Consider the following 20671-nt stretch of genomic DNA (forward strand, 5'->3'; position numbering starts at 1 on the left):
TATTAGTTGCCGTTAGTTGCCATTAATCGCAGCTAACCGCCATTAAACCGCCGCCGCTTTCTGCGCTCGATCCGAAGAATCGCCAGCAGCATCCGCTCCATCTTCTGGAGGAATCTGACACATCCATTCGCCAACAATGCCAATAATCATGTCTATAATGCACACGATTCCCGCAATAACACATTCGCGAATAACGTTGGAATAAAGCGGAATATCGGCGTGCGGCCAGCAAACAAAAATCTGACCTGCATACCAGCCCGTTAAAATAGCACCAGCCATTCCAAGCGATTTTGCAAGCATGAGTGCCGAGACAGCCATTTGCATGTTAAAAGGCTTGCGCTCTTTTGGCTTAGAAGTAGCGTATTGATGCGTTTGCCAAGCAAGAACAAACGTGACTATTCCGCCGATTATCATAACAGCCAAAACAATCCACGGAGCTCCCGAAAGCGATATTGCGCTAGATTCTGTAATCGACACCAAAAACGCGCCGAATACGAATCCAAACAATAGTCCAAGCGCAAAATACCACCAAGGCGTACGGTAAGCTTTCATCAGCACTCCCCAATAATCCAGCGCTCAGAATAAACGCCAACTTGCGAAGCATCTTGCAAAAGCGCAAGTTTGTAAGAGACTGGCTCGCCATCAATTGCAGCGTCTGGCTCAACTTGCATCCACGGCTCCAATTGCGCGGCGCTTAAGTGCAAAGGATTGCTTGAATCCATTGACTTTGTAGACGCGCTGTCTAAGCCGTATTCCCTGGTTCCAACAACGTTTAAGCGCAAATCTAAAGAGCTGGCAGAATCGACAGAATCTCCAGAATCGCCATCAATTTGATCGCGTTGCATTTGCTCGATTCTTTGCGCAAATTCCTGATTACTCATTGTTGTAGACGCCACTACAACCGCGCAAAAATCTTCACCGTTTGCATTGCTTGCCTGGTAAAGCGCCGAAACGCCTTCGACTTGAGTTACGCTATGCGAATCTTTATGCTCAAGTCCGCTTAACACGTTTAGCATTGCGCGCATTGTTGAATCGCTCTTTTTGCCTTGCATAGAAACCACTGCGGTTGTTTGCATTGGGCTATTTAGGGCATTTGTAGTATTTGCGATATTTGAGACATAGGAAGACTCGTGCGATTCTTGCGACTCGCCAGTTGCTTGCACTTCTGCGGTTGCTTGCGACTTTTGCGCTTCAGCATCCGCTGCAGCACCAGCCTTAGAAGCATTAGAATCCGAATCCTTATCGCCCTTCTCTAAACTCGCACCTGCAACATTCCTCTTTAAGCTTTCTGGAATCTCTACAGGCGGGAGCGGCGAATCTGGGCGATCCGCATTAGAAAGCCACAAATCGCGCTCTGGCGCCTTACGAATCTTAGAGAAGATTTGCTCAAGTTCCTTCTCGTTAAGAGTCTCCTTAACAAGAAGCTTGCTAACAAGCTCATCCAAAATATCGCGATTATTGTTAATAATCTGCCAAGCCTCGGTATGAGCCGTTTCAATAAGCTTATGAACTTCTTCGTCAATCACTTCCGCAGTCTTATTAGAGAACTTACGCGATTGCAAAGAATCCAAAGAACCAGAAGAATCTTGATCTGCATCCATCCACTTTACAGCGCCAAGCTTAGACGAGAAGCCATATTCAACAACCATCTTGCGAGCGATTGCTGTAGCCTTTTCAATGTCGTTAGAAGCGCCAGTAGTTGGATCGTGGAACACAACCTCTTCCGCAGTACGGCCGCCCATAGCATACGCCATTTGATCTAGCAGCTGGTTTCGAGACTGAGAATAGCGGTCGCTAGTTGGCATAACAGACGTGTATCCAAGAGCGCGGCCGCGAGGCAAAATCGTAACCTTAGTAACAGGATCCGTGTGATGCAAGGCCGCAGCAACAAGCGCGTGTCCACCTTCGTGATAAGCCGTGTTACGCAACTCATCCAAAGCCATTCCCTTAGACTTCTTTCTAGGACCAGCCTGAACGCGGTCAATCGCCTCATCAATAGCGCGATTATCGATAAGCTGAGCGCCAGAGCGAGCGCAAAGCAAAGCCGCCTCGTTAAGCACATTAGCCAAATCCGCGCCCGTAAATCCAGGAGTTCTAACAGCAACCATGTGAAGATCTACGTCTGGAACAAAAGGCTTGCCTTTAGCGTGAACCTTAAGAATCGCCTCTCGGCCTTCCAAATCTGGAGCTTCCACAGCCACTTGTCGATCAAATCGGCCTGGTCGCAAAAGCGCAGAATCAAGCACATCTGGTCGGTTTGTAGCGGCAATAATAATCAAATTAGTGTCGTTATCGAAGCCGTCCATCTCTACAAGCAGCTGATTAAGAGTTTGCTCGCGCTCATCGTGGCCGCCAGTCATGCCACTTCCGCGGCGGCGTCCAACAGCGTCAATCTCGTCAATAAAGATGATTGCTGGAGCGTTCTTTTTAGCCTCATCAAACAGCTCGCGCACGCGAGACGCGCCAAGACCAACGAACATCTCAACAAAGTCCGATCCAGCCATGGCGTAGAACGGAACGCCAGCTTCGCCTGCAATAGCACGCGCAAGAAGAGTTTTACCAGTTCCTGGAGGGCCGTAAAGCAACACGCCGCGCGGAATGCGCGCACCCAAAGCCTTGTAGCGAGAAGGATCCTTAAGAAACTCCTTAATCTCCTCAACTTCTTCTACAGCAGACTGCTCGCCTGCAACATCCGCAAACTTAGTTTTAGGCGTCTGACCTTCCAAAAGCTTTCCACGACCGCGGCCGCCACCCATGCCAAGCATTCCGCCGCCTGCGCTTGCCATTCTGCCAAACATAAACCAAACAAGTCCAAGCAGAATCAAAATCGGCAGCATAGACGTAATCAAGTACGAGAAAAAGCTAGAAGTTTGTATGCTAACAGTCCAACCGTTTGCTGGCTTAGCCTTTTGAATCTTTTGCACAACTGTCTTGCTTTGAGCAATCGTGTAGTAGAACTGAACGTCTTTTCCGTAATCGTGCTTTTGCTTATCGCGCTTATCTACCTTAACGTATTTATTGTTTAGAGTAAGCTTAACAAGCTGCTTATTGTCTATAACCTCAACGTAATTTGCACTACGATTATCGAGCAACTCTAATCCGTCTTGAGTGTCGATTGTTTGCGAACCATTATGCACAAACAATTGGAATGCAGCTACAGAAAGCAAAACTAAAATAACAATCCAAGTCCAAGGCGACTTAAAGAATTTACGATTGGAATCGGAATTATTGCCATCCTTTGGATTGGCGTTATTCTTATTGCCATTATTCTTATTGCCGTTATTGTTCTTATTCTTATTCTTATTTGAATTGTTTCCAAAATTAGGAGGCAAGAACGGATTGTTGCCGTTTCCTCCCATAGGACTTTTCATAGGTCCACCCATAGGTCCGCGAGGCGACATTGGAGAAGCGCCCATACAATCAGACTCCTTTCAGGATTCTAACTAACAACACTCGTCTAAACACGTAATCACTAATCGCAAGCAACCAAAGCGTAATCGCTGTAATCGCTGTAATTAATCGCTTGAATTAATCCCTGTAATTAATCGCTTTAATTAATCGCTAAATAAATAGCATGTAATCAATCAAGATTACTCAATTGCAACCATCTAATCAAGACTCATACACAGAAGGCTTAAGAACCGCAATAGAATTAAGATTCCTGTACTTTTCGTCGTAGTCCATGCCAAAACCGACCACAAACGCGTCTGGAATCTCAAAACCAGTGTACGCAATATCTACTTCCACTTCTCGGCGAGCTGGCTTTGTTAAAAGCGCAAACACCTTTACACTTGCGGCTCCCCTGCCCTTAAGCTCCCTAACAAGCCAGTCCAGAGTCTTGCCCGAATCAACAATATCTTCTACAATCAGCACATCTCGGCCGCGAACATCTGTAGTTAAGTCCTCGCGAACCGTAATTTGGCCGCTGGTCTTAGTGCCACTGCCGTAGCTAGAAAGACTCATAAAGTCCATCGGAGCGTTAAGGCTAAGCTCTTGCGAGAAAACAGCAAGCGTGTTTACAGCGCCCTTAAGCACGGCAACAAGCAAAATATCGCGGTTTTGGTAGTCTTTGCTAACTTGAGCGGCAACCTCGCGAATGCGCTTCATAAGCTCTTCGTGGCTGATTAATTCGTAATCAATATCATCTCTTATATCTGCAACTTGCATGCTAACTATGATTGCATAAGAGAATGACGGACGTGTTACAACTTACGCATTAGGATTTAGACTATAAGCATGGTGTACTCATCTTGTTGGCGCAAAGGAATCGGCCAAGTAAAACGTTGCTTTAATAACATAGGGTTAAACGTGCAAGACCCGCAATTCTTGCAACACGGCGAGCATGCAACTTTGCCATCCGCTCCGATTGTGTTGGTCGCCTGCTCTGGCGGTCGCGATTCACTTGCGCTAACGGCGCTTGCATCAAAAGTGTGCGCAAGCAGAGGGATTCGATGCGCTGCAATAATCGTAAATCATAATCTTCAAAAAGACTCCGACAAAGTGGCGTTTAATGCAGCTAAAACCGTTGCAAAACTTGGAGTAGACGAGTCGCTTGTATTTGTTAAATCCGTTCAAGTTAAAGATAACGAAGAGGGAGAAGAAAGCGCAGCCAGAGATGCTAGATACGCTGCGATTATTGAAGTTGCAAAAGATTTGCGCGCGGCGGCGGTTCTTTTAGCACACACAGCAAACGACCAAGCAGAAACGGTTTTAATGGGATTGCGCGATTCTGCTGGCTTGGAGGCCGTGGCTGGAATGAAAGACGTTACAGTTAGGGAGAATGTGCTATTTGCTCGGCCGCTAATTAATCTTATGCGACTTGAAACCACGCAGATTTGCAAGGATTTGGGCGTTGAATGGTGGGACGATCCAACAAACGGCGATTCATCGCCAATCGATGTTGAGCTGCCAAAATCCTACCCGCTGCGCTCTAGAATCAGGCATACACTTATGCCGTATATTTCGCGATTTTTTGAATCAGATATGACTTTGTTGCTTGCAAAAGGAGCGAAATTTGCTCAAGACGACCTAGACTACATAAACTCGCAAGTAAATCTTGTAGAAAAAGAGGCGATTGTAAAAGAGGATTGCAAAGTCAAAATCAAACTTGCGACTCTAGAAAATAGCCACATCTCGATTAGGCGGCGAATCGTAGCTCGCGCGCTAAGTGCTGCTGGAATACGCTTTTCGTCAAATCATATAGAATCAATCGACGAGTTAATAACAAACTGGCATGGTCAAAAGCCGATTGCGCTTCCAGGAGGATATGAAGCAAGCAGAAAATCACATACCATAACGATTTGTGAACGCTACTAAAGATTGGTAAGCTCTGCCATCATCTTATTAATGCCAACATAAGTGTAGTTAACATCTCCAGGCGGATTAACAACAACCGCAAAAGTTAGCGCGCCTCCCGACTTTCTAGAAACGTTGCCAACCATAGACGAAACATCACCCAAAAATCCAGTTTTAACACGCATCAATCCAGCGGCCGACTTATCAACAAGACGCTTTTTAGCAGAAGTACACCAAACGCCTGGCAAGGCCAAACCTTCTGCTGCAGCAGCACCAATCCCCTCCTGAAGATTTTGCGCTTGAACCTGAATCAAAGTAATCGCACGAACAGCGGATTTAGGCGAAAGTCCCGAGCAATCCGACATATGCAATCCGTTTATATCAATACCTAAATCACGCAAAACATCTTGCACAGCCAAAGTTGCACCCTTTGGAGAATTTGGCTTACGCATAGCGAGCGCAGTTAAACGCCCGAACTCTTCCGCAAGGGAATTGTCGGAATGCCTAAGCATATACGCCATTATCTCGCTTAGCGGAGCAGAACAAACGCGCGCAATCTGGCTAAAATCGGCGGAAATAAGCGATTTTTTGTAGCTAACATGCATGGAGTCTGCGCCAGAAATTTTAGCTGCCTTAGTGATTTTTGCAGAATCGCCCTTCCATTCGCGAACGTCAATGCCATATTTTTGCAACAAATTTGCAAAAATCAAACCCGTACTAACAGCAGGATGCCTATCTAAAAGCGGATAATCGTCGGTATCGTCCGCGTCGTTTCCGTACGAAACCCACGCCGCAAAATCGCGATTACGCCCCTCATCCACTGCAACAGACGAAGTTGGAGCGTAGAATCGGCCTTCTTCGTCGTTCTCGTTAATAAGCTCAGGATATCTTTTTGCACCAAACAGCGAATCGTCAACAGCAAACTGAACAATCTTAACGCCCCGCTTTTTAAGAGCGGCAGCCGTTTTATTTGCAAGAGTTTCTAAGCCAGCTCTACCGTTTACGTGATTCGGGTCGCTTTGCCCAGCCCCAAGCAGCATGTCTCCACCGCCGCGCAAAACAATTCGCGCAACACTCCCACCTTCGTCGCAGCTTGCATAAACCAGCGTGTCTAGCGTTGAAGCCATATCTAAAGTATGCGAGGCCGCTAGAGCTGTAAGCGTTTTCATTGTAGACGCTGGTTGCAAAGCAAGATCTTCGTTTTTTGCAGCAATAATCTTCCCGTTTGCATCCGCTATAACAGCCGCCGCATTTGGCCCAAGATCTGGGTAATCAAGGAATGTTTGCAAAACCTTTTCCGCAGCAGCTTTGTCAACTGGCTTGTTTTTATCTAATTGCTTTATTAAAGACGCGTAATGCGCTATTTTCTTAGGTTTTGGACTGCTTAACTCTTGCAAAGATTTATTGTTTTTAATTGCCATTCGCGACTGAATAAAATCGCGATTTTGCAAAAGATCTTTGCTATCGAACAGAATGTATCCGCACATTAGTGATAGAACGCTTGCAGCTGCGATTAAGCACACAACAGCGCGATTACGTGACTTTGGCGGCTTTTGCGCGCCTAAGCTAGACGTAAATCCAGCTTTTTCTCTTGATTCTTTAGACGTAAAAGCATCTTCTGGAATCTCGATTATATTATCTGGATTCTTAACGTTTTCACCGTCTTGCATGCGCACGCCGCCTGTTTTACCGATTAATTGCAACTCTGTATAACTATACAAGCCATGTAGACTATATAAGAACTATATAAGAACTACATAAGAATTATATAAGAACTACATAAAGTCTACATAAGCTATACGCTTGCACACATAAATCGCAGATCTTACGTGCGCATTAATACTCAAGCAGTAATCGAGGCAAATCTGCGCAAGTTTTCTACAATACGAATCATGCGCTTATCCATTACTTTGCCGCCAATAATTACGCCAACAGCCAACACAATTGCGCCGTTCACTACGAACAGAATGCATGCAATCCACAGCAGTTGCGGCGCAAGAATAATAAACGCAATCACAGCCGCAACCGAAGGAATCATGCAAACTACAGAAAGAAGCATAAAGCCGATAGCTGCAAAACTTCGCCCGCCAGCAGAACCTTGCGGCCTAGAGAATGGCTTTTCAATTGACGATACAGGGTACATTGCAATGCACGAAGAAATTAAGCCAATGCCTATGGTAGCAAAAGCTACTCCGATTGGAGAAAGAGTTTGGAACATAACTGCATTCATATTTTGCTGGACATTTGCTACAAAGAAAAGGAAAGCGTAAACCCCTATTCCAAGAATTGCAAAGTACACAGCGCAAATCACGGACCAAACTATTGCGTGCGCTAAACGATCGTGCAAACCTTTTACTCCAATAATCGCATGCATAGTAAAAGCTGTTCCATCGTATGCAATATTGTTTCCAACAACCATTCCCATAAGCGTCGCAGCATATATCATCCATCCAGAAACGCCTATGTCCTGTGCTATAGAACCAAATCCTTTAGCGTTAAAACTAGTTCCTCCTGCAACTACCAGCATAAAAAGCGGCGCAATAAGCAAAAATAGTTGACGCATATCTCTTCTCATAACGCTAATAATTCGCGCAATAATCGCACCAACTGTGTTGTCTGGAACTGCTGCAAACAAGCCGATTCCCTTAGTTTTAACAACTGTTTTTTGCTCACCACGAAGCAACTTCGGCTCTAATTTTGCACAAAATACAGAGATTGCAAAGCAAGCAGCAATCGTTACAACGCAAATAAGGAAGCGAATAACAAGTGCAAGCCAATTGCCATTAATGGCGTCAAGAGGCAAAGCCATAGACGCACTTAACGGCGTAAAAGCGGAAACAGCGCAGAAACTTGAGCCAAGCACAATTCCGCTTGGATTTTTGTTACCAATATTCACAGTGGCAACAAAAATCATGTACGCTACGAAAATAGCAAAGTAAAAAATGTTTCTTGAATGCTTGTTTATTAAAATAGTATCCAAAAGCTCAATAAGCATTTTGCTTAAAGACACGATTGTTGCAACATAAAGCGGAGCCGCGATTACGCTTACTAAAACTGGCACAATTCCAAAGTTTCGGTACGCTAAAGACCACAAAGCAAGCGCGATTGTGCAGCTTACTGAAAGCGCTCCAAAAAGAGAGCCAAGAAGCATGCCAGCTTGCTGCTTTACGTAAGGAATGCCGTAAAGCGCAAAACTACGCGATTTTAGTGTTGTGTCGCTGCCAAACATAAACACGTTTATAAACAGCGTAAAAATTGACACAATCGACGCAACCATTATTGGAGCCAATTGGAATTCCTGCCAATTTTTAGTATCTGCAAGCATTCCTGGATTAATGTACTTGCCAGTTTCCCAGCCCGCAAAACCAAGAGCGCATATAAGCGCAAGTCCAAAAACAATTGCTATAGCAAAGCCAATTTTTTGCCAAATTGACTTTCGCATAACAGAAAAAGTAAGCGCCCAGCGAAGGCGAACCATGGTAAAAATCATAGACATTACGGTTCTCCTTTTTAAGCGTTGAAATTGGTGGAAGATGCAGGATCGTTATCAGATTTACCGCCATTAAGCCAGTCGATGCGTGCAGCAGCGTGACGTCCGCCAACAAGCTCCATAAAGCGATCTTCAAGATTCTTGCCTTGAGCAACTTCTTCAAGAGAGCCAGCAGCCGCAACATGACCTTCGTTAATGATTGCCACGTGCGAGCACATTTTTTCAACCAATTCCATAACGTGCGAAGAAATAATCACCGTTCCGCCAGTAGAAACATACTCGGCGAGAATATCCTTCAAATTTGCGCTAGAAACAGGATCCACTGCCTCAAAAGGCTCGTCCAACACAAGCACGCGAGGGCTGTGAATCATAGCTGTTGCAAGGCAAATCTTCTTAGTCATACCAGTTGAATAGTCCGAAACCATAGTGTTTGCAGCTTCTGTTAAGTCGAAAGCAGAAAGCAAGTCGTTCGCGCGCTTTACAGATTCCGCGCGACTCATATCGCGAAGCATGCCAGCATATGTTAAAAGCTGAAGGCCAGTAATTGTCTTAAAAATCTCGTCTGCTTGAGGCATTAAACCGATTGCGCGCTTAGCGCTATTTACGTCACTCCAAACATCGTTGCCAAAAATCGAAGCCGAGCCAGCATCTGGCATAAGCAAGCCCGTAAGCATTTTAATCGTAGTAGTTTTGCCAGCACCATTAGGGCCTACTAATCCATAGAAGGATCCTGCTGGAATATCTAGCGAAAGATTATCTACAGCAACTTTCTTGCCAAAAGTCTTAACAAATCCGCGAATAGAAACAGCTGGAACTTCTGCACTACTATCACTCGAATAAGTGTTTACGCCAAAAACTGGAACACTGCCAGACACATTTGCAGAAGGAACAGAATCCACCATATAAACCTCGCAACATACAGATAAACGCACGTATTGCGCCACATTAATTGCGCAATCGCACGTTTACACCAAGGATTCTATTATCTCATATATTGCGTATAAACACACTACGAGGCAGGTCATGTCGTTCGCGCAGAACGCAGCAAAACTACCGCCCCGTGTGATGAATCGGCTTCCACTCGCTCTTAGAGAACACAGCTTGGAACGCAATCGGCACATACGAAAGCATAAAAATCGGGAAGCTAAGAACGTACGCAAAAAGCTCTTTGTTAGTGGCTCCAAGCTTATCGTGTTCTACAAGAATAGTAAGCGAAACAAACACCATCATGCCCAAAACGCTTGTAACAGTAGTTGTTATAAAGCTAAGCGTTGAATCAATCTGACTTGCCCACGTAACAAATCCAAATGCTGCAAAGATAAATCCGAGTATAAGGCGAATAATCGCAAGCACCATAAACGGGCAAAGCATAAGCGTAAAATCAACCGACGAAAAATCGCGTTCGCGAATTCCATGGCGTATAAGAGCCGCTCCGTAATATCTAAACACTTGCAAGAAGCCCTTACTCCAGCGCAGCCTTTGCCTCCAGCTTTGCCTAAACGATACGGGCTGCTCGTCGTAAAGAACCGCCGACCCGCAATAACCCACTTTGTCGCCGTGCAAAATCGAGTCCATTGTAAACTCAAGATCTTCGGTAAGCAGGTGGAACTTCCACCCACGATTTCTGTGCATAATCTCACGCGAAAACATGAATCCCGTTCCGCCTGCATGGCAGCTAGATCCAAAAAGCATGCGCGAATTGTTAGTAAATCGCGATTCGCGTATAAACCACAATGCCGACCCAGAAGACACCCAATTATCCGATAAGTTAACAGAATTTCTGTAGCTTGTTAAAATCTGATACCCTGCGTGGAATCCCTTATTCATCTCTTCAAAATAGTGCAAATCCAGCTTATTGTCGGCGTCAAAAACAAAGTATGCGTCGTAATCTTTGTCTTTTCCAAGCTCCATTATGTGGTCCAAAAGGTAGCTAAGCGCGTAACCCTTGCCAATATGCTGCTTATCGAATCGCTCTATAACATTGCACCCATACTTTCTTCCAACTTGCGCCGTGCTGTCTGTGCAATTGTCGGCAACTAGCCAAATATCTATTAGCTGTTGATTATAAGTTTGATGCTGTATGCACTCTATAAGATTGCCGATTACAGCTTCCTCATTTCGCGCAGATATTAAAACCGCGTAATGCTTGTCCATTGGAGCATTCGGAAACACTACTGGCTTTGCAACAAGCGACGCCACTGCGCAAACGCCTTGGTAAATAACGCTGCTAACGCCGATTATGATTACTAAAACGTCGAAAATAGACAAAAGAATCATTTATTCCACCCGCTTCGTGGATTCGTGTTTGTGTTCGATTTTTTGTTTTTACTTTCGTTTGGAATTGTAGCAGATTTATTTGTTTTTGACTTTAATTGTTCCTTATCTTGATTGGTTGCTTGCGACTTATCTTTAGCATTTGCATGCGACCCGTCAGCTGCTTGCGATTCGCGATCCGCTTGCCCACTATCCAAATCCGCATTTTCCGCGCGCTTCTTAGCAATATCGCGATTAACTGCATCTAGAACATCGCGCGAAATCGCCATAGTAGCAATATATCCAGAATCTTCTTGAGAATTTTGACTTTCACTAGAATCACTAGAATCACTAGAAGAAAGGCTAGAATCACTAGAAGAAACATAGGCCTGCTTATACCAATACATAATGTCTTCATTAATCGAAACTCTAGAAGACGAGCCTTTCATAACTCGAAGAACCTTGTCTTTAACAGGCTTTACAAAACTATTACCAATCGCTTCAACACTCGTAACCATAATCGACTTTCGATTAGGCTTTGGATCGTTCATTAATGGAGAATCAACAAGCTTATACTGCTTTGTGCAAACTTTAAGAATAGCTTGCAAGCTGGCAGTAACAGGAAGAGCCAAAAACGCGCCAAGAGCTCCAAAAACAGCACCCATTACCAACACCGACAAAAATGCTACAGCAGGATTTAAGTCCATAGTTTTTTCGGAAATCTTAGGAGAAATCACCATGTTTTCAATCTGCTGATAAATCGTAACAAAAATAAGAACAGCCAAAGCGGATGCAAAACCGTTGGAACCCCAAGCAAACACAATTGGCAAAGCTCCGCCCAAATACGTACCAATCGTAGGCACAAATTGCGAAACAATTCCGCAGAACAGCGCAAGCGGAAGCCAATACGGAACTTTCATAAATATTAGGAAAATCGCAGTACCCGTTGCATTAATCGCAGCCAAAATTGTGCGCGAGAACAAGAAGCTCGATATTTGCTCTTGAACAACCGACCATATAAACAAAAATCGCCTTTGAGACTTAGGATTCAGCAAGCGGCACACGCTTCTACGCATTGCAGGACCTGCAGCCGAAATATAATAAGTAACCATCAAAATGGTAAGCAAATCAAGCAAAGCGGCCATCAAACCCCAAGTAGTATTAAGCGCAAAACCACCAAAATCAACAACCCACGATGTTTGAATGTTGCGCAAAATCTCCATTCCAAGCTGCTCAATATTTGGCATCTTAAAACCAGTAGAATTTAGCACAAAATGAGCGAATTGGTTGTATAAATCAGGCAAACCAAGAACCATAGAAACAGCTTGTTGCACAAAAAGATTACCAAAAAGAACAAGAAGCAAAATAATAACCACAAGCACCCCAACCAAGCTTGCCAAAGACGCAAAAGCCCTACTCCAACCGTGTTTTATAAGGCGCATAACAAGTGGCTCAATTGCAAGAGCTATAAAAATGGAGATTACAACGTCGAAAACTATAAAAGCTATACTTCCCCACGCAAACCAAACAAAAATCGCAACAAACGCGGCGATTACAGCATACATAAGCGCGCGACTTAGCCAATCAGGAGGCCTGCGATTATCTCCCTTAGCTGGAAAAATCGAAGCCAAGTCGATTTTGGCTCTTGTGCCGTTGCTATCCATACGGCTTTCGTAGTTTTCTTTATTTGTCATAAATTCCATTGTACTTTACAAAGCGTGTAACACAATCAACAAAGCGTGTAACACAATCGTAACCAGATAGTCGAGTCGCTGAAATCCAAAATCATATACAACAATCTAAACTATTTACTGAGATTTTTATGAAAGGATCGTGGCATGACCACTTTGCAAACTAAAGAAGATGCCGAGGCTTTGATTAAGCAAGAAGGCATTGAGTACGTATCTGTTCGATTTACTGATTTGATTGGCGTTCAGCAGCATTTTACTGTGCCTGCAAGCGAGTTCTTAAACAGCGCATTTACAGATGGAATGGCCTTCGACGGCTCTTCTATGCAAGGATTCCAGGCTATTAACGAGTCCGATATGAAGCTTATTCCAGACGTAGACACCGCTTACATTGACCCATTCCGCAAGCACAAGACTTTGAACGTTGCTTTTTCGATTGTGGATCCTGTAACAGACGAGCCTTATTCTAGGGATCCTCGCCAAGTGGCAATTAAAGCCGAAGCCTACTTAAAGGCCACTGGCATTGCCGATACCGCAAGCTTTGCTCCAGAAGCCGAGTTCTTTATTTTCGACAAGGTGCGTTTTGCAAACGATATGCAGCGTTCCTTCTACGAGGTGGATTCCAACGAGGCTCCATGGAATTCTGGCATAGACACCGAAGACGATGGCAGCAACAACATTGGTTTTAAGAATCGCGTAAAGCACGGCTACTTCCCTGTTCCACCTGTTGATCACAATCAAGACTTGCGCGACGACATGGTTTACAATTTGCAAAAGGTTGGTTTGATTCTTGAGCGCTCTCACCACGAGGTTGGCGGCGCAGGTCAGCAGGAAATCAACTACCGTTACAACACGCTTGTTCACGCTGGCGACGACTTAATGAAGTACAAGTACGTTGTTCACGAGACTGCTGCTTTGGCTGGCAAGGCTGCAACGTTTATGCCTAAACCAATTGCTGGAGACAACGGCACTGGTATGCACTGCCATCAGTCGCTTTGGAAGGATGGCAAGCCATTGTTCTATGCGGAAACTGGTTATGCTCAGCTTTCCGATATTGCGCGTTGGTACATTGGCGGCCTTATTAAGCACGCGTCTTCTGTGCTCGCTTTTACGAATCCTTCGCTTAACTCTTACCACCGTCTTGTTCCAGGCTACGAAGCTCCTGTAAACTTGGTCTACTCGGCTCGTAACCGTTCTGCAGCTATTCGTATTCCTCTTGCTGGAGAAGCTCCTGCTGCTAAGCGTATTGAGTTCCGCGCGCCAGATCCTTCTTGCAACCCGTTCTTGGCGTTCTCTGCTCAGCTTATGGCTGGCTTAGACGGCATTATGAACCACATTGAGCCTCCTGCTCCTGTTGATAAAGATCTTTACGAGCTTCCACCAGAAGAGCACGACGGCATTAAGCAGGTTCCTTCTTCGCTTGGTGAAGCTTTGCAAGCTTTGGAAGAAGATCACGACTTCCTTATGCAAGGAGATGTGTTTACTAGCGACTTGATTGAGACTTGGCTTAATCTAAAGCACGAAGAGATGGACATGGCTCGTTTGGCTCCAACGCCACTTGAGTACGAGCTTTACTTCCACATCTGATAGCAACTACGTAACAATGCGTAATAACTCGCGATAAGCGATAAGCAAATCCCCCGCAAGAAAACTTGTGGGGGATTTTAATTTACATTAGTCTTTTATTTTAAATCGCAAATCCGAGTGTTCTAGCAGCGTTTACAGGAACTGCCTCATCTGCCCAATAATCCTCAAGGTTTTCGTCGCTAGAAAGCGAGCGCATTTCTGCGCGATCAATGTAAAGCTCACCGCGTAAATGATCCGTCTCGTGCTGGAAGATTCGCGCTGGCCAACCGTGCAAGCGCTGCGAATGCTGCTTTCCATCCTCGTCTTGCCAAGTGGCTTGAATGTCTAGCCAGCGCTGACGAACAGCTTGATACCCTGCAACACTTAAGCAGCCCTCGTAAAAACTGCGCGTTTGCGTGCCAATTGGCTCATAGTGCGGATTAATAATCGCTCTAAATGGCAATTCCGCAATATCTCTAGGGTCGTCTTCGTCGTCTCTAACGTGATCTTCTACAACCGCAATCGCTAATCCAAGCCCGATTTGCGGCGCAGCCAAACCAACACCTGGAGCGTCTAGCATAGTGCTGTGCATAAGCGAAATAAGCTTGTTAAGCGTTGCGCGCGTAAGCTGACCATCGTAAGCAACCGTGCGCTGCCTTAAAACAGGCTCCCCTGCTTGAACAATCGACAAAACACCATCTTCTGTAGCAGAATCCAAAAGTCGCTCTACTGCGCGGCTAAGCTTAGTATCGACACTTGCGTGATGCGTAAACATAGGACTCCTTTACCCATGCGATTCATAAAACTTCTAAAGCAATCTATAAATCTAAATTCGACTATTGCTAATGGCGTATATATCAACAACAATACCAAAAGAGCTAGTATATCAAGATTATCCGCTTTTTGTAGTCCTAATCAGCGTGTCGAACAAGAAAATGCGCGAAGGCATGTCGTGTCATTACGTAGGTTACGCCAAGCTAGGTAGAGATTCGAGATTTTTCGCAGCGGATGAAGCGTTTCGTTCGCGCGTTACAGCGCGCGAACGTCTTCGCTTGCATTGAAAGCACACCGTGCTTTCAACTTTGAGCAAGCTCAGCGAATCGAAGTGCATTCGCGCGCTACGCTTTAAGCGCTCATGTAAGTCGATTCGCAGTCCTTCATGGTGATTCGCTGAAGCAGCAAGAAAAATCGAGAATCTCGGCTATGAAAGCCACGCAAAAGTCCTAGATATCCAGAAGGTTTGATGTATTTCTCTACGAGCAATAAATAGCGCCGTACTAAAACCTAAAACCCTAGAATATTAACATTCATAAACTATACGCAAAAGTGTTTCGTTCGCGCGGTCTAAGCGCGCGAACGTCTTCGCCGCACGTAAAGTCCACTGGACTTTACGTTTGAGCGGCTCAGCGCGCCAAATTGCCTTCTCGCGCTACGCTCTAAGCTCGAAGGCAGGTTGGCGCGCCTGCGAGGAGAGAAATACTCAAACCTCGCGCAATACCGAATAAGGAGAATGTCGTTCGCGCGGTACAGCGCGGAAAACTACAACTTAAGATTATCCGTTACAACTTGTGCAAGTCGTGCGCAAACCTCATCTGCTTGCTCTTGCGTTGCAGCTTCGCACATAACGCGCACAAGTGGCTCCGTTCCGCTTGGTCTAAGAAGAACGCGACCCGTGTCTCCCAAAAGCGCACTTTCCTTCTCTACAGCATTAAGAACAGCAGCATTTGTCTTAGACGCCATCTTATCTACATTCGGCACATTTACTAAGCATTGCGGAAGTTGTGGGAAGTCGGCAGCCATTTGCGAAAGCTTCTTGCCTTCGCGCACAACTTCGCGGCACAACGTAAGCGCTGTAAGAGTGCCATCTCCCGTGGTTGCAAACTCGCGATTAATCACATGCCCAGACTGCTCTCCGCCAAGAGAATAATCGCCTCTAAGCATCTCTTCTAGAACGTAGCGGTCTCCAACGCTTGTTTGAACAGTAGAAATACCCATGTCTTTTAGCGCAAGCTTTAATCCAAGATTGCTCATTACAGTAACAACAAGAGTATTATGGTTCAGCTTGCCTTCGGCCTTCTTAGAACGCGCAAGAATGCCCATAATTTGGTCGCCATTAACCATGTTTCCGTTTTCGTCTACAGCCAAGCATCGGTCTGCATCTCCGTCGAAAGCTACTCCTAAATCGGCCTTAGACGCCTTAACCATGGCTTGCAACTGCTCGGGATGCGTGGAACCCGCGTGATCGTTAATGTTGTACCCATCTGGAGAAGCGTTAATAACAATCACTTCTGCGCCAGCCCTGCGCAATGCTTCTGGAGCCACTACAGACGTTGCGCCATTTGCGCAATCTGCCACTACTCTAAGACCTGCAAGAGGCTTAGGACGAGTAGAAGACTCACTGCTTAAAGGCGCTACAGAAGAAACAAGATGATCAATGTAAAGATTCGTAGCTGTAGTGGTATCGTGACTGATTCGCCCAACACCGCTGCCCGTAGGACGCTGCCAATCCTTGCCTAAAACTGCTTCAATCTCGTCCTCTTTACTGTCTGGAAGCTTAAAACCGCCACGCGCAAAGAACTTGATTCCATTATCTGGCATTGGATTATGCGAAGCAGATATTACTGCACCCATCTCTACGTTTAGCACAGAAGTTAAAAAGGCCACGCCAGGAGTTGGGATTATGCCAGCGTCTATAACGTCAAATCCGCCTGCACTCATGCCTGCTGCCAAAGCGGACGCTAGAAAATCGCCAGAAACGCGAGTATCGCGACCAACCAGCGCCCTTCTCCTAGCGTGCATTTTCTTCCCTGTATCTTCGCTATTTGAATCGCTGCTATGCGTTTCTCCTAAAACACGGACGGCAGCATCGCCTAAATCTAACGCTAATTGTGCAGTCAAATCGCGATTTGCTAATCCTCTAACGCCATCGGTACCGAACATATTTGGCATAATCAGACTCTTTCAATTAGATTTCAAAAAACACACTGCATTCCATTTTACTCTGCAATGCGCTAGACGCGCCACAGTTTCACCCTACGACTTAAGCACTTAATAATTAAACACAAAACCAGGTTATGAATCTAATATATGCACAAAAACAATTAAGTCCGCCTAAAAAGACGGACTTAATATTTAATGCTATTTAATGCTTAAAGTGATTAAATCACTCAATAAAACCGATAATCTAAAATCAGGCCTCTACTGGAGCATTAACATCTGCAGGCAAAGCAGCCTTAGCAGCTTCGACGATTGCCTTAAAGGTTTCAACATCGCTAACAGCAAGCTCGGCCAAAGCGCGGCGATCCAATTCGATGCCAGCTAAGCGCAAGCCCTGAATAAAGCGGTTGTAGGTGATTCCTTCTGCGCGAACAGCAGCGTTAATGCGCTGAATCCACAACTTGCGGAAGTCGCCCTTGCGAGCCTTGCGGTCGCGGAAGTTATAAGTAAATGAGTGAAGCAGCTGTTCCTTTGCCTTGCGATAAAGGCGGGAACGCTGACCGCGATAACCCGAAGCCCTATCAAGAACAACGCGACGCTTCTTGTGAGCATTAACTGCGCGTTTTACTCGTGCCATAAGTATTCCTCAGCTTTCTTAAAAATTTTTAATTGCGTCTTCGTTTTACTGCACTTACTTAGCTAGCAAGCCCTTCAAATTCTTGCTCTGTGCTGTAGCTAAAACCTTATCTGCAGACAAAGCACGACGCTTACGAGCAGACTTATGCTCCAAGTTGTGGCGCATTGCGCTACCATCGTGCATTACCTTACCAGTGCCGGTGAGGCGAACGCGCTTGGACGCTGCGGAATTAGTTTTCATCTTCGGCATTGCTGCCCTCCTTATGATTCTGATCAGATTCTACAGAAGCTTTTGCGGACACATCGGCCGCTGCCTGAGCTCCTTGCTTTGCCGCAAGTCGTGCTGCTTGACGAGCTTGACGCTCTGCGCGCGATTCAGCGCCTCTACGACGCTGCTCAGACTGAGTATGAATCTTTTTACCCTTAGGCGCGAGAGTCATTATTATGTTACGACCCTCTTGCTTAGGGGCAAACTCCACGGTTCCACTTTCGGAAACCTCATCTGCAAGCCTACGCAATAACTCAACTCCGCCTACAGGCCTCGACTGTTCGCGGCCACGCAGCATAATGGTGACTTTTACTTTGTCTCCACCATTTAGGAATCGAAGAACATGACCCTTCTTAACGTCGAAATCGTGATCGTCAATCTTGAGTCGGAAACGAATTTCCTTAATCTCGGCCGTACTTTGATTACGACGCGCTTCACGAGCCTTAATCTTCTCGTTGTACTTGTACTTACCGTAGTCAATAAGCTTGGCTACAGGAGGCTTAGCAGTAGGCGCAACCTCTACAAGATCGAGGTTTGCTTCCTTTGCTAGGTTCAACGCTACCGAGGTCGCAATAACACCCACCTGCTCGCCTTTCGGACCGATAAGGCGTACTTGTGAGACGCGAATCTCTTCGTTAATGCGTGGTTCGTCGCTAATGATGACTCCAATCCTTGTTAAAACAGTGGAACAGCGCACCAAAAGGTCAAAGATAAATTCAAGTTCAAACATCAATCAAATGCGCTCAAGAATAGCGCTATAGCAAGCATATTGCTACGTGACCGAAGTCATGAACCCGAAACCCTTTAGGCTTCCAGGTGGGATATACCACTTTCTTGATTACTCAAGCCAAATGTCTATTCTACTTGAAGCCTTGACAATAGTCAAACATGCTCAAAAATACTAAACAAGTCGCATTAAATCTCAAGAAGCCGCAACAAAACACGCGATATAATCGCAATTCCGCGCGCGCGATATTATATGACTATGGAGCCTTTGAAGCGCTGCGTTGTTTTAGCAGCTGGAGATTATTACGACCATACGCGCGAACACGTTCCTGATCGCGCTTTAACTATTGCAGCCGATGGTGGCTGGGATCATGCGTGCAGACTTGGTTTACACGTTGATGCTCTAATTGGCGACTTTGACTCCGTGCGATTAAAACTCCCAACAGACGCTGCGATTACGCGACTTCCTGCCGAAAAAGATGACCCAGATTTGCTTTCTGCTCTTAAAGTTGGCTGGTCTAAAGGCTCTAGAGAATTCCATATTTTTGGCGGCTTAGGCGGCCGTGTTGATCACACGATTTCCAATATTCAGCTTATGGTTCGACTTGCAGTTAGAGGCGGAATTGGATTCTTGTATGGAGACGGCACGATTGTTACAGCAATTCACAACGGTTCCCTCGACTTTCCTGCGTCAGGCGGCCCCGAAGGCCGAATGGTTTCTGTATTCTCACACACGCCTGTTTCTAGCGATGTAAACGAGATTGGGCTTAAATATCAACTTCAGCACGCAACTATGTATGGCGATGCCGTTCAAGGCCTAAGCAACGAGTTACTAAACGACACTCCTGCGCATATTGACGTTCACGAAGGCACTCTTGTAATCACATTCCCTATAGACGCTCCACTGCCGCAAGTTAGCTGGTTTAAGCGACCAGTTGGCGATTTGGGAGATGTAAACGCTAGTGTGTCGAGCGCTCTAGCTGTTTCGCCAAAGTAGTTTTTGGCTTACATTTTATTGGCCTACATTTCAATTCCAGGAATCATGCTGCTGTTTTCCGATATACTTTTGGCTAATTTTTCTACAGTATTTTCTAAAACGTGATTAATCTTGTTGTTATTAACAGTTGTAATAGTTTCTATTAGATCGTTGTAGAAATCTTTATCTCCAGTAAAAGATTCCCAAAATTCTTGGCCAATTTTTACAGTATAACCTTCAGCTTCAATCCTCTTATAATTCGCCGATAAATCTTCTCTGGAACCATACAAAATACCAACTACGCAATCAGTTAATGGATTTATATCTTTAGATCCATTTGTTTTAGCCAATCTTGCTAAATCTTTAAAATGGTCACATATTGTTTTTACATCATCTTTATTAATTGTTTCTGGACCAGATTTTAACTGACAATAAATATGACGATTTGTAAAACTATCTTTATATTCAATATCTATTCCAGATGTTGTAGACGCAAATCCACTCAAAACTTGAGAACTCAACTTTTGTATTGCAGAACCAAAAGATGTAGAAATAGAAGTTCCAAGAACTCTAGGATATAAAATTGCCTTAGCAATTGAACGCGGCGATGCATCACCAAAAGCAAATCTAGAAAGATATGCTATTAAGAATGGATTAAAGCTGATCTTCTTTATATCAACAAGTTTTTCGGTGTTTTTTACATGATTTTCTATTACTTGCTTATCAAAAAAAGATGAAATCTGGCTTAAAATATTCTTTCTTTCAATATCTGAAAACATAAAATCTCCCTTGACTATTCACAAAACAAACAGGCTAACATGCCGAATTTTGTATTG

General features: G+C 45.0%; 17 protein-coding genes. 3 read left to right on the forward strand and 14 right to left on the reverse strand.

Translation table 11 applies throughout. The features are described 5' to 3' along the window. Positions 1 to 42: 42 nt before the first annotated feature. The 3 genes from NYP65_RS03085 to hpt all read right to left on the reverse strand — a co-directional run bounded on the left by NYP65_RS03085 (position 43) and on the right by hpt (position 4167). Entirely contained in the window at positions 43 to 552 is a 510-nt protein-coding gene (locus NYP65_RS03085) for a DUF3180 domain-containing protein (protein ID WP_016831152.1), read from the reverse strand. Continuing rightward, positions 552 to 3416 carry an ATP-dependent zinc metalloprotease FtsH gene (gene ftsH / locus NYP65_RS03090; protein ID WP_473410597.1) on the reverse strand — a complete coding sequence of 955 codons (2865 nt, stop codon included), beginning with the start codon at positions 3414 to 3416 and terminating at the stop codon, positions 552 to 554. Before ftsH ends, NYP65_RS03085 begins: the two co-directional genes overlap by 1 nt. A gap of 196 nt (positions 3417 to 3612) precedes the next feature. Further along, complete coding sequence (gene hpt, locus NYP65_RS03095; protein ID WP_004132695.1) at positions 3613 to 4167, reverse strand: hypoxanthine phosphoribosyltransferase; 555 nt, start codon at positions 4165 to 4167, stop codon at positions 3613 to 3615. A gap of 69 nt (positions 4168 to 4236) precedes the next feature. Here hpt and tilS point away from each other — a divergent pair, with 69 nt between their 5' ends. Further along, complete coding sequence (tilS, locus tag NYP65_RS03100) at positions 4237 to 5316, forward strand: tRNA lysidine(34) synthetase TilS (RefSeq protein ID WP_101896651.1); 1080 nt, start codon at positions 4237 to 4239, stop codon at positions 5314 to 5316. Here the strand turns inward: tilS and NYP65_RS03105 are convergent. From NYP65_RS03105 to NYP65_RS03125, 5 genes are all read right to left on the reverse strand, one after another. After that, positions 5313 to 6965, reverse strand: coding sequence for a D-alanyl-D-alanine carboxypeptidase/D-alanyl-D-alanine-endopeptidase (locus NYP65_RS03105; RefSeq protein WP_473410598.1), 1653 nt, complete (start codon positions 6963 to 6965; stop codon positions 5313 to 5315). The genes tilS and NYP65_RS03105 overlap by 4 nt on opposite strands. A 173-nt stretch (positions 6966 to 7138) precedes the next feature. Continuing rightward, a complete protein-coding gene (locus NYP65_RS03110) occupies positions 7139 to 8791 on the reverse strand; it encodes a hypothetical protein (protein ID WP_032819030.1) in 1653 nt (550 codons plus the stop codon). 14 nt (positions 8792 to 8805) lie between these two features. Beyond that, entirely contained in the window at positions 8806 to 9687 is an 882-nt protein-coding gene (locus tag NYP65_RS03115) for an ABC transporter ATP-binding protein (protein ID WP_473410599.1), read from the reverse strand. Between the two features lie 148 nt (positions 9688 to 9835). Then, entirely contained in the window at positions 9836 to 11062 is a 1227-nt protein-coding gene (locus NYP65_RS03120) for a glycosyltransferase family 2 protein (RefSeq protein ID WP_004130024.1), read from the reverse strand. Next, on the reverse strand, positions 11059 to 12732 hold the full coding sequence (locus NYP65_RS03125; RefSeq protein ID WP_346284075.1) for an AI-2E family transporter: 1674 nt from the start codon (positions 12730 to 12732) through the stop codon (positions 11059 to 11061). Before NYP65_RS03125 ends, NYP65_RS03120 begins: the two co-directional genes overlap by 4 nt. A 144-nt stretch (positions 12733 to 12876) precedes the next feature. Here NYP65_RS03125 and glnA point away from each other — a divergent pair, with 144 nt between their 5' ends. Then, complete coding sequence (glnA, locus tag NYP65_RS03130; protein WP_016819218.1) at positions 12877 to 14313, forward strand: type I glutamate--ammonia ligase; 1437 nt, start codon at positions 12877 to 12879, stop codon at positions 14311 to 14313. A gap of 100 nt (positions 14314 to 14413) precedes the next feature. On the opposite strand, the gene NYP65_RS03135 is transcribed toward glnA, so the two are convergent. The 5 genes from NYP65_RS03135 to infC all read right to left on the reverse strand — a co-directional run bounded on the left by NYP65_RS03135 (position 14414) and on the right by infC (position 18863). Further along, positions 14414 to 15067 (reverse strand): peptide deformylase, encoded by a 654-nt coding sequence (locus NYP65_RS03135; protein WP_004130015.1) that lies wholly within the window; start codon positions 15065 to 15067, stop codon positions 14414 to 14416. A gap of 764 nt (positions 15068 to 15831) precedes the next feature. Then, positions 15832 to 17241 (reverse strand): phosphoglucosamine mutase, encoded by a 1410-nt coding sequence (gene glmM / locus NYP65_RS03140; RefSeq protein ID WP_101889697.1) that lies wholly within the window; start codon positions 17239 to 17241, stop codon positions 15832 to 15834. Positions 17242 to 17482: 241 nt separating this feature from the next. Next, positions 17483 to 17866 (reverse strand): 50S ribosomal protein L20, encoded by a 384-nt coding sequence (rplT, locus tag NYP65_RS03145; protein ID WP_004114536.1) that lies wholly within the window; start codon positions 17864 to 17866, stop codon positions 17483 to 17485. Positions 17867 to 17920: 54 nt separating this feature from the next. Beyond that, positions 17921 to 18115: a 50S ribosomal protein L35 gene (rpmI, locus tag NYP65_RS03150; protein WP_004112988.1), complete on the reverse strand. Its 195-nt coding sequence runs from the start codon at positions 18113 to 18115 to the stop codon at positions 17921 to 17923. Beyond that, a complete protein-coding gene (gene infC, locus NYP65_RS03155) occupies positions 18096 to 18863 on the reverse strand; it encodes a translation initiation factor IF-3 (RefSeq protein WP_016636400.1) in 768 nt (255 codons plus the stop codon). Before infC ends, rpmI begins: the two co-directional genes overlap by 20 nt. 255 nt (positions 18864 to 19118) lie before the next feature. On the opposite strand from infC, the gene NYP65_RS03160 reads away from it, so the two are divergent. Next, entirely contained in the window at positions 19119 to 19856 is a 738-nt protein-coding gene (locus NYP65_RS03160; RefSeq protein ID WP_116689845.1) for a thiamine diphosphokinase, read from the forward strand. A 23-nt stretch (positions 19857 to 19879) separates the two neighbouring features. Here NYP65_RS03160 and NYP65_RS03165 read toward each other — a convergent pair whose 3' ends face one another. After that, positions 19880 to 20614 carry a PmeII family type II restriction endonuclease gene (locus tag NYP65_RS03165; protein ID WP_004132714.1) on the reverse strand — a complete coding sequence of 245 codons (735 nt, stop codon included), beginning with the start codon at positions 20612 to 20614 and terminating at the stop codon, positions 19880 to 19882. Positions 20615 to 20671 lie beyond the last annotated feature (57 nt).

This window comes from Gardnerella sp. c12Ub_1, assembly GCF_055804375.1.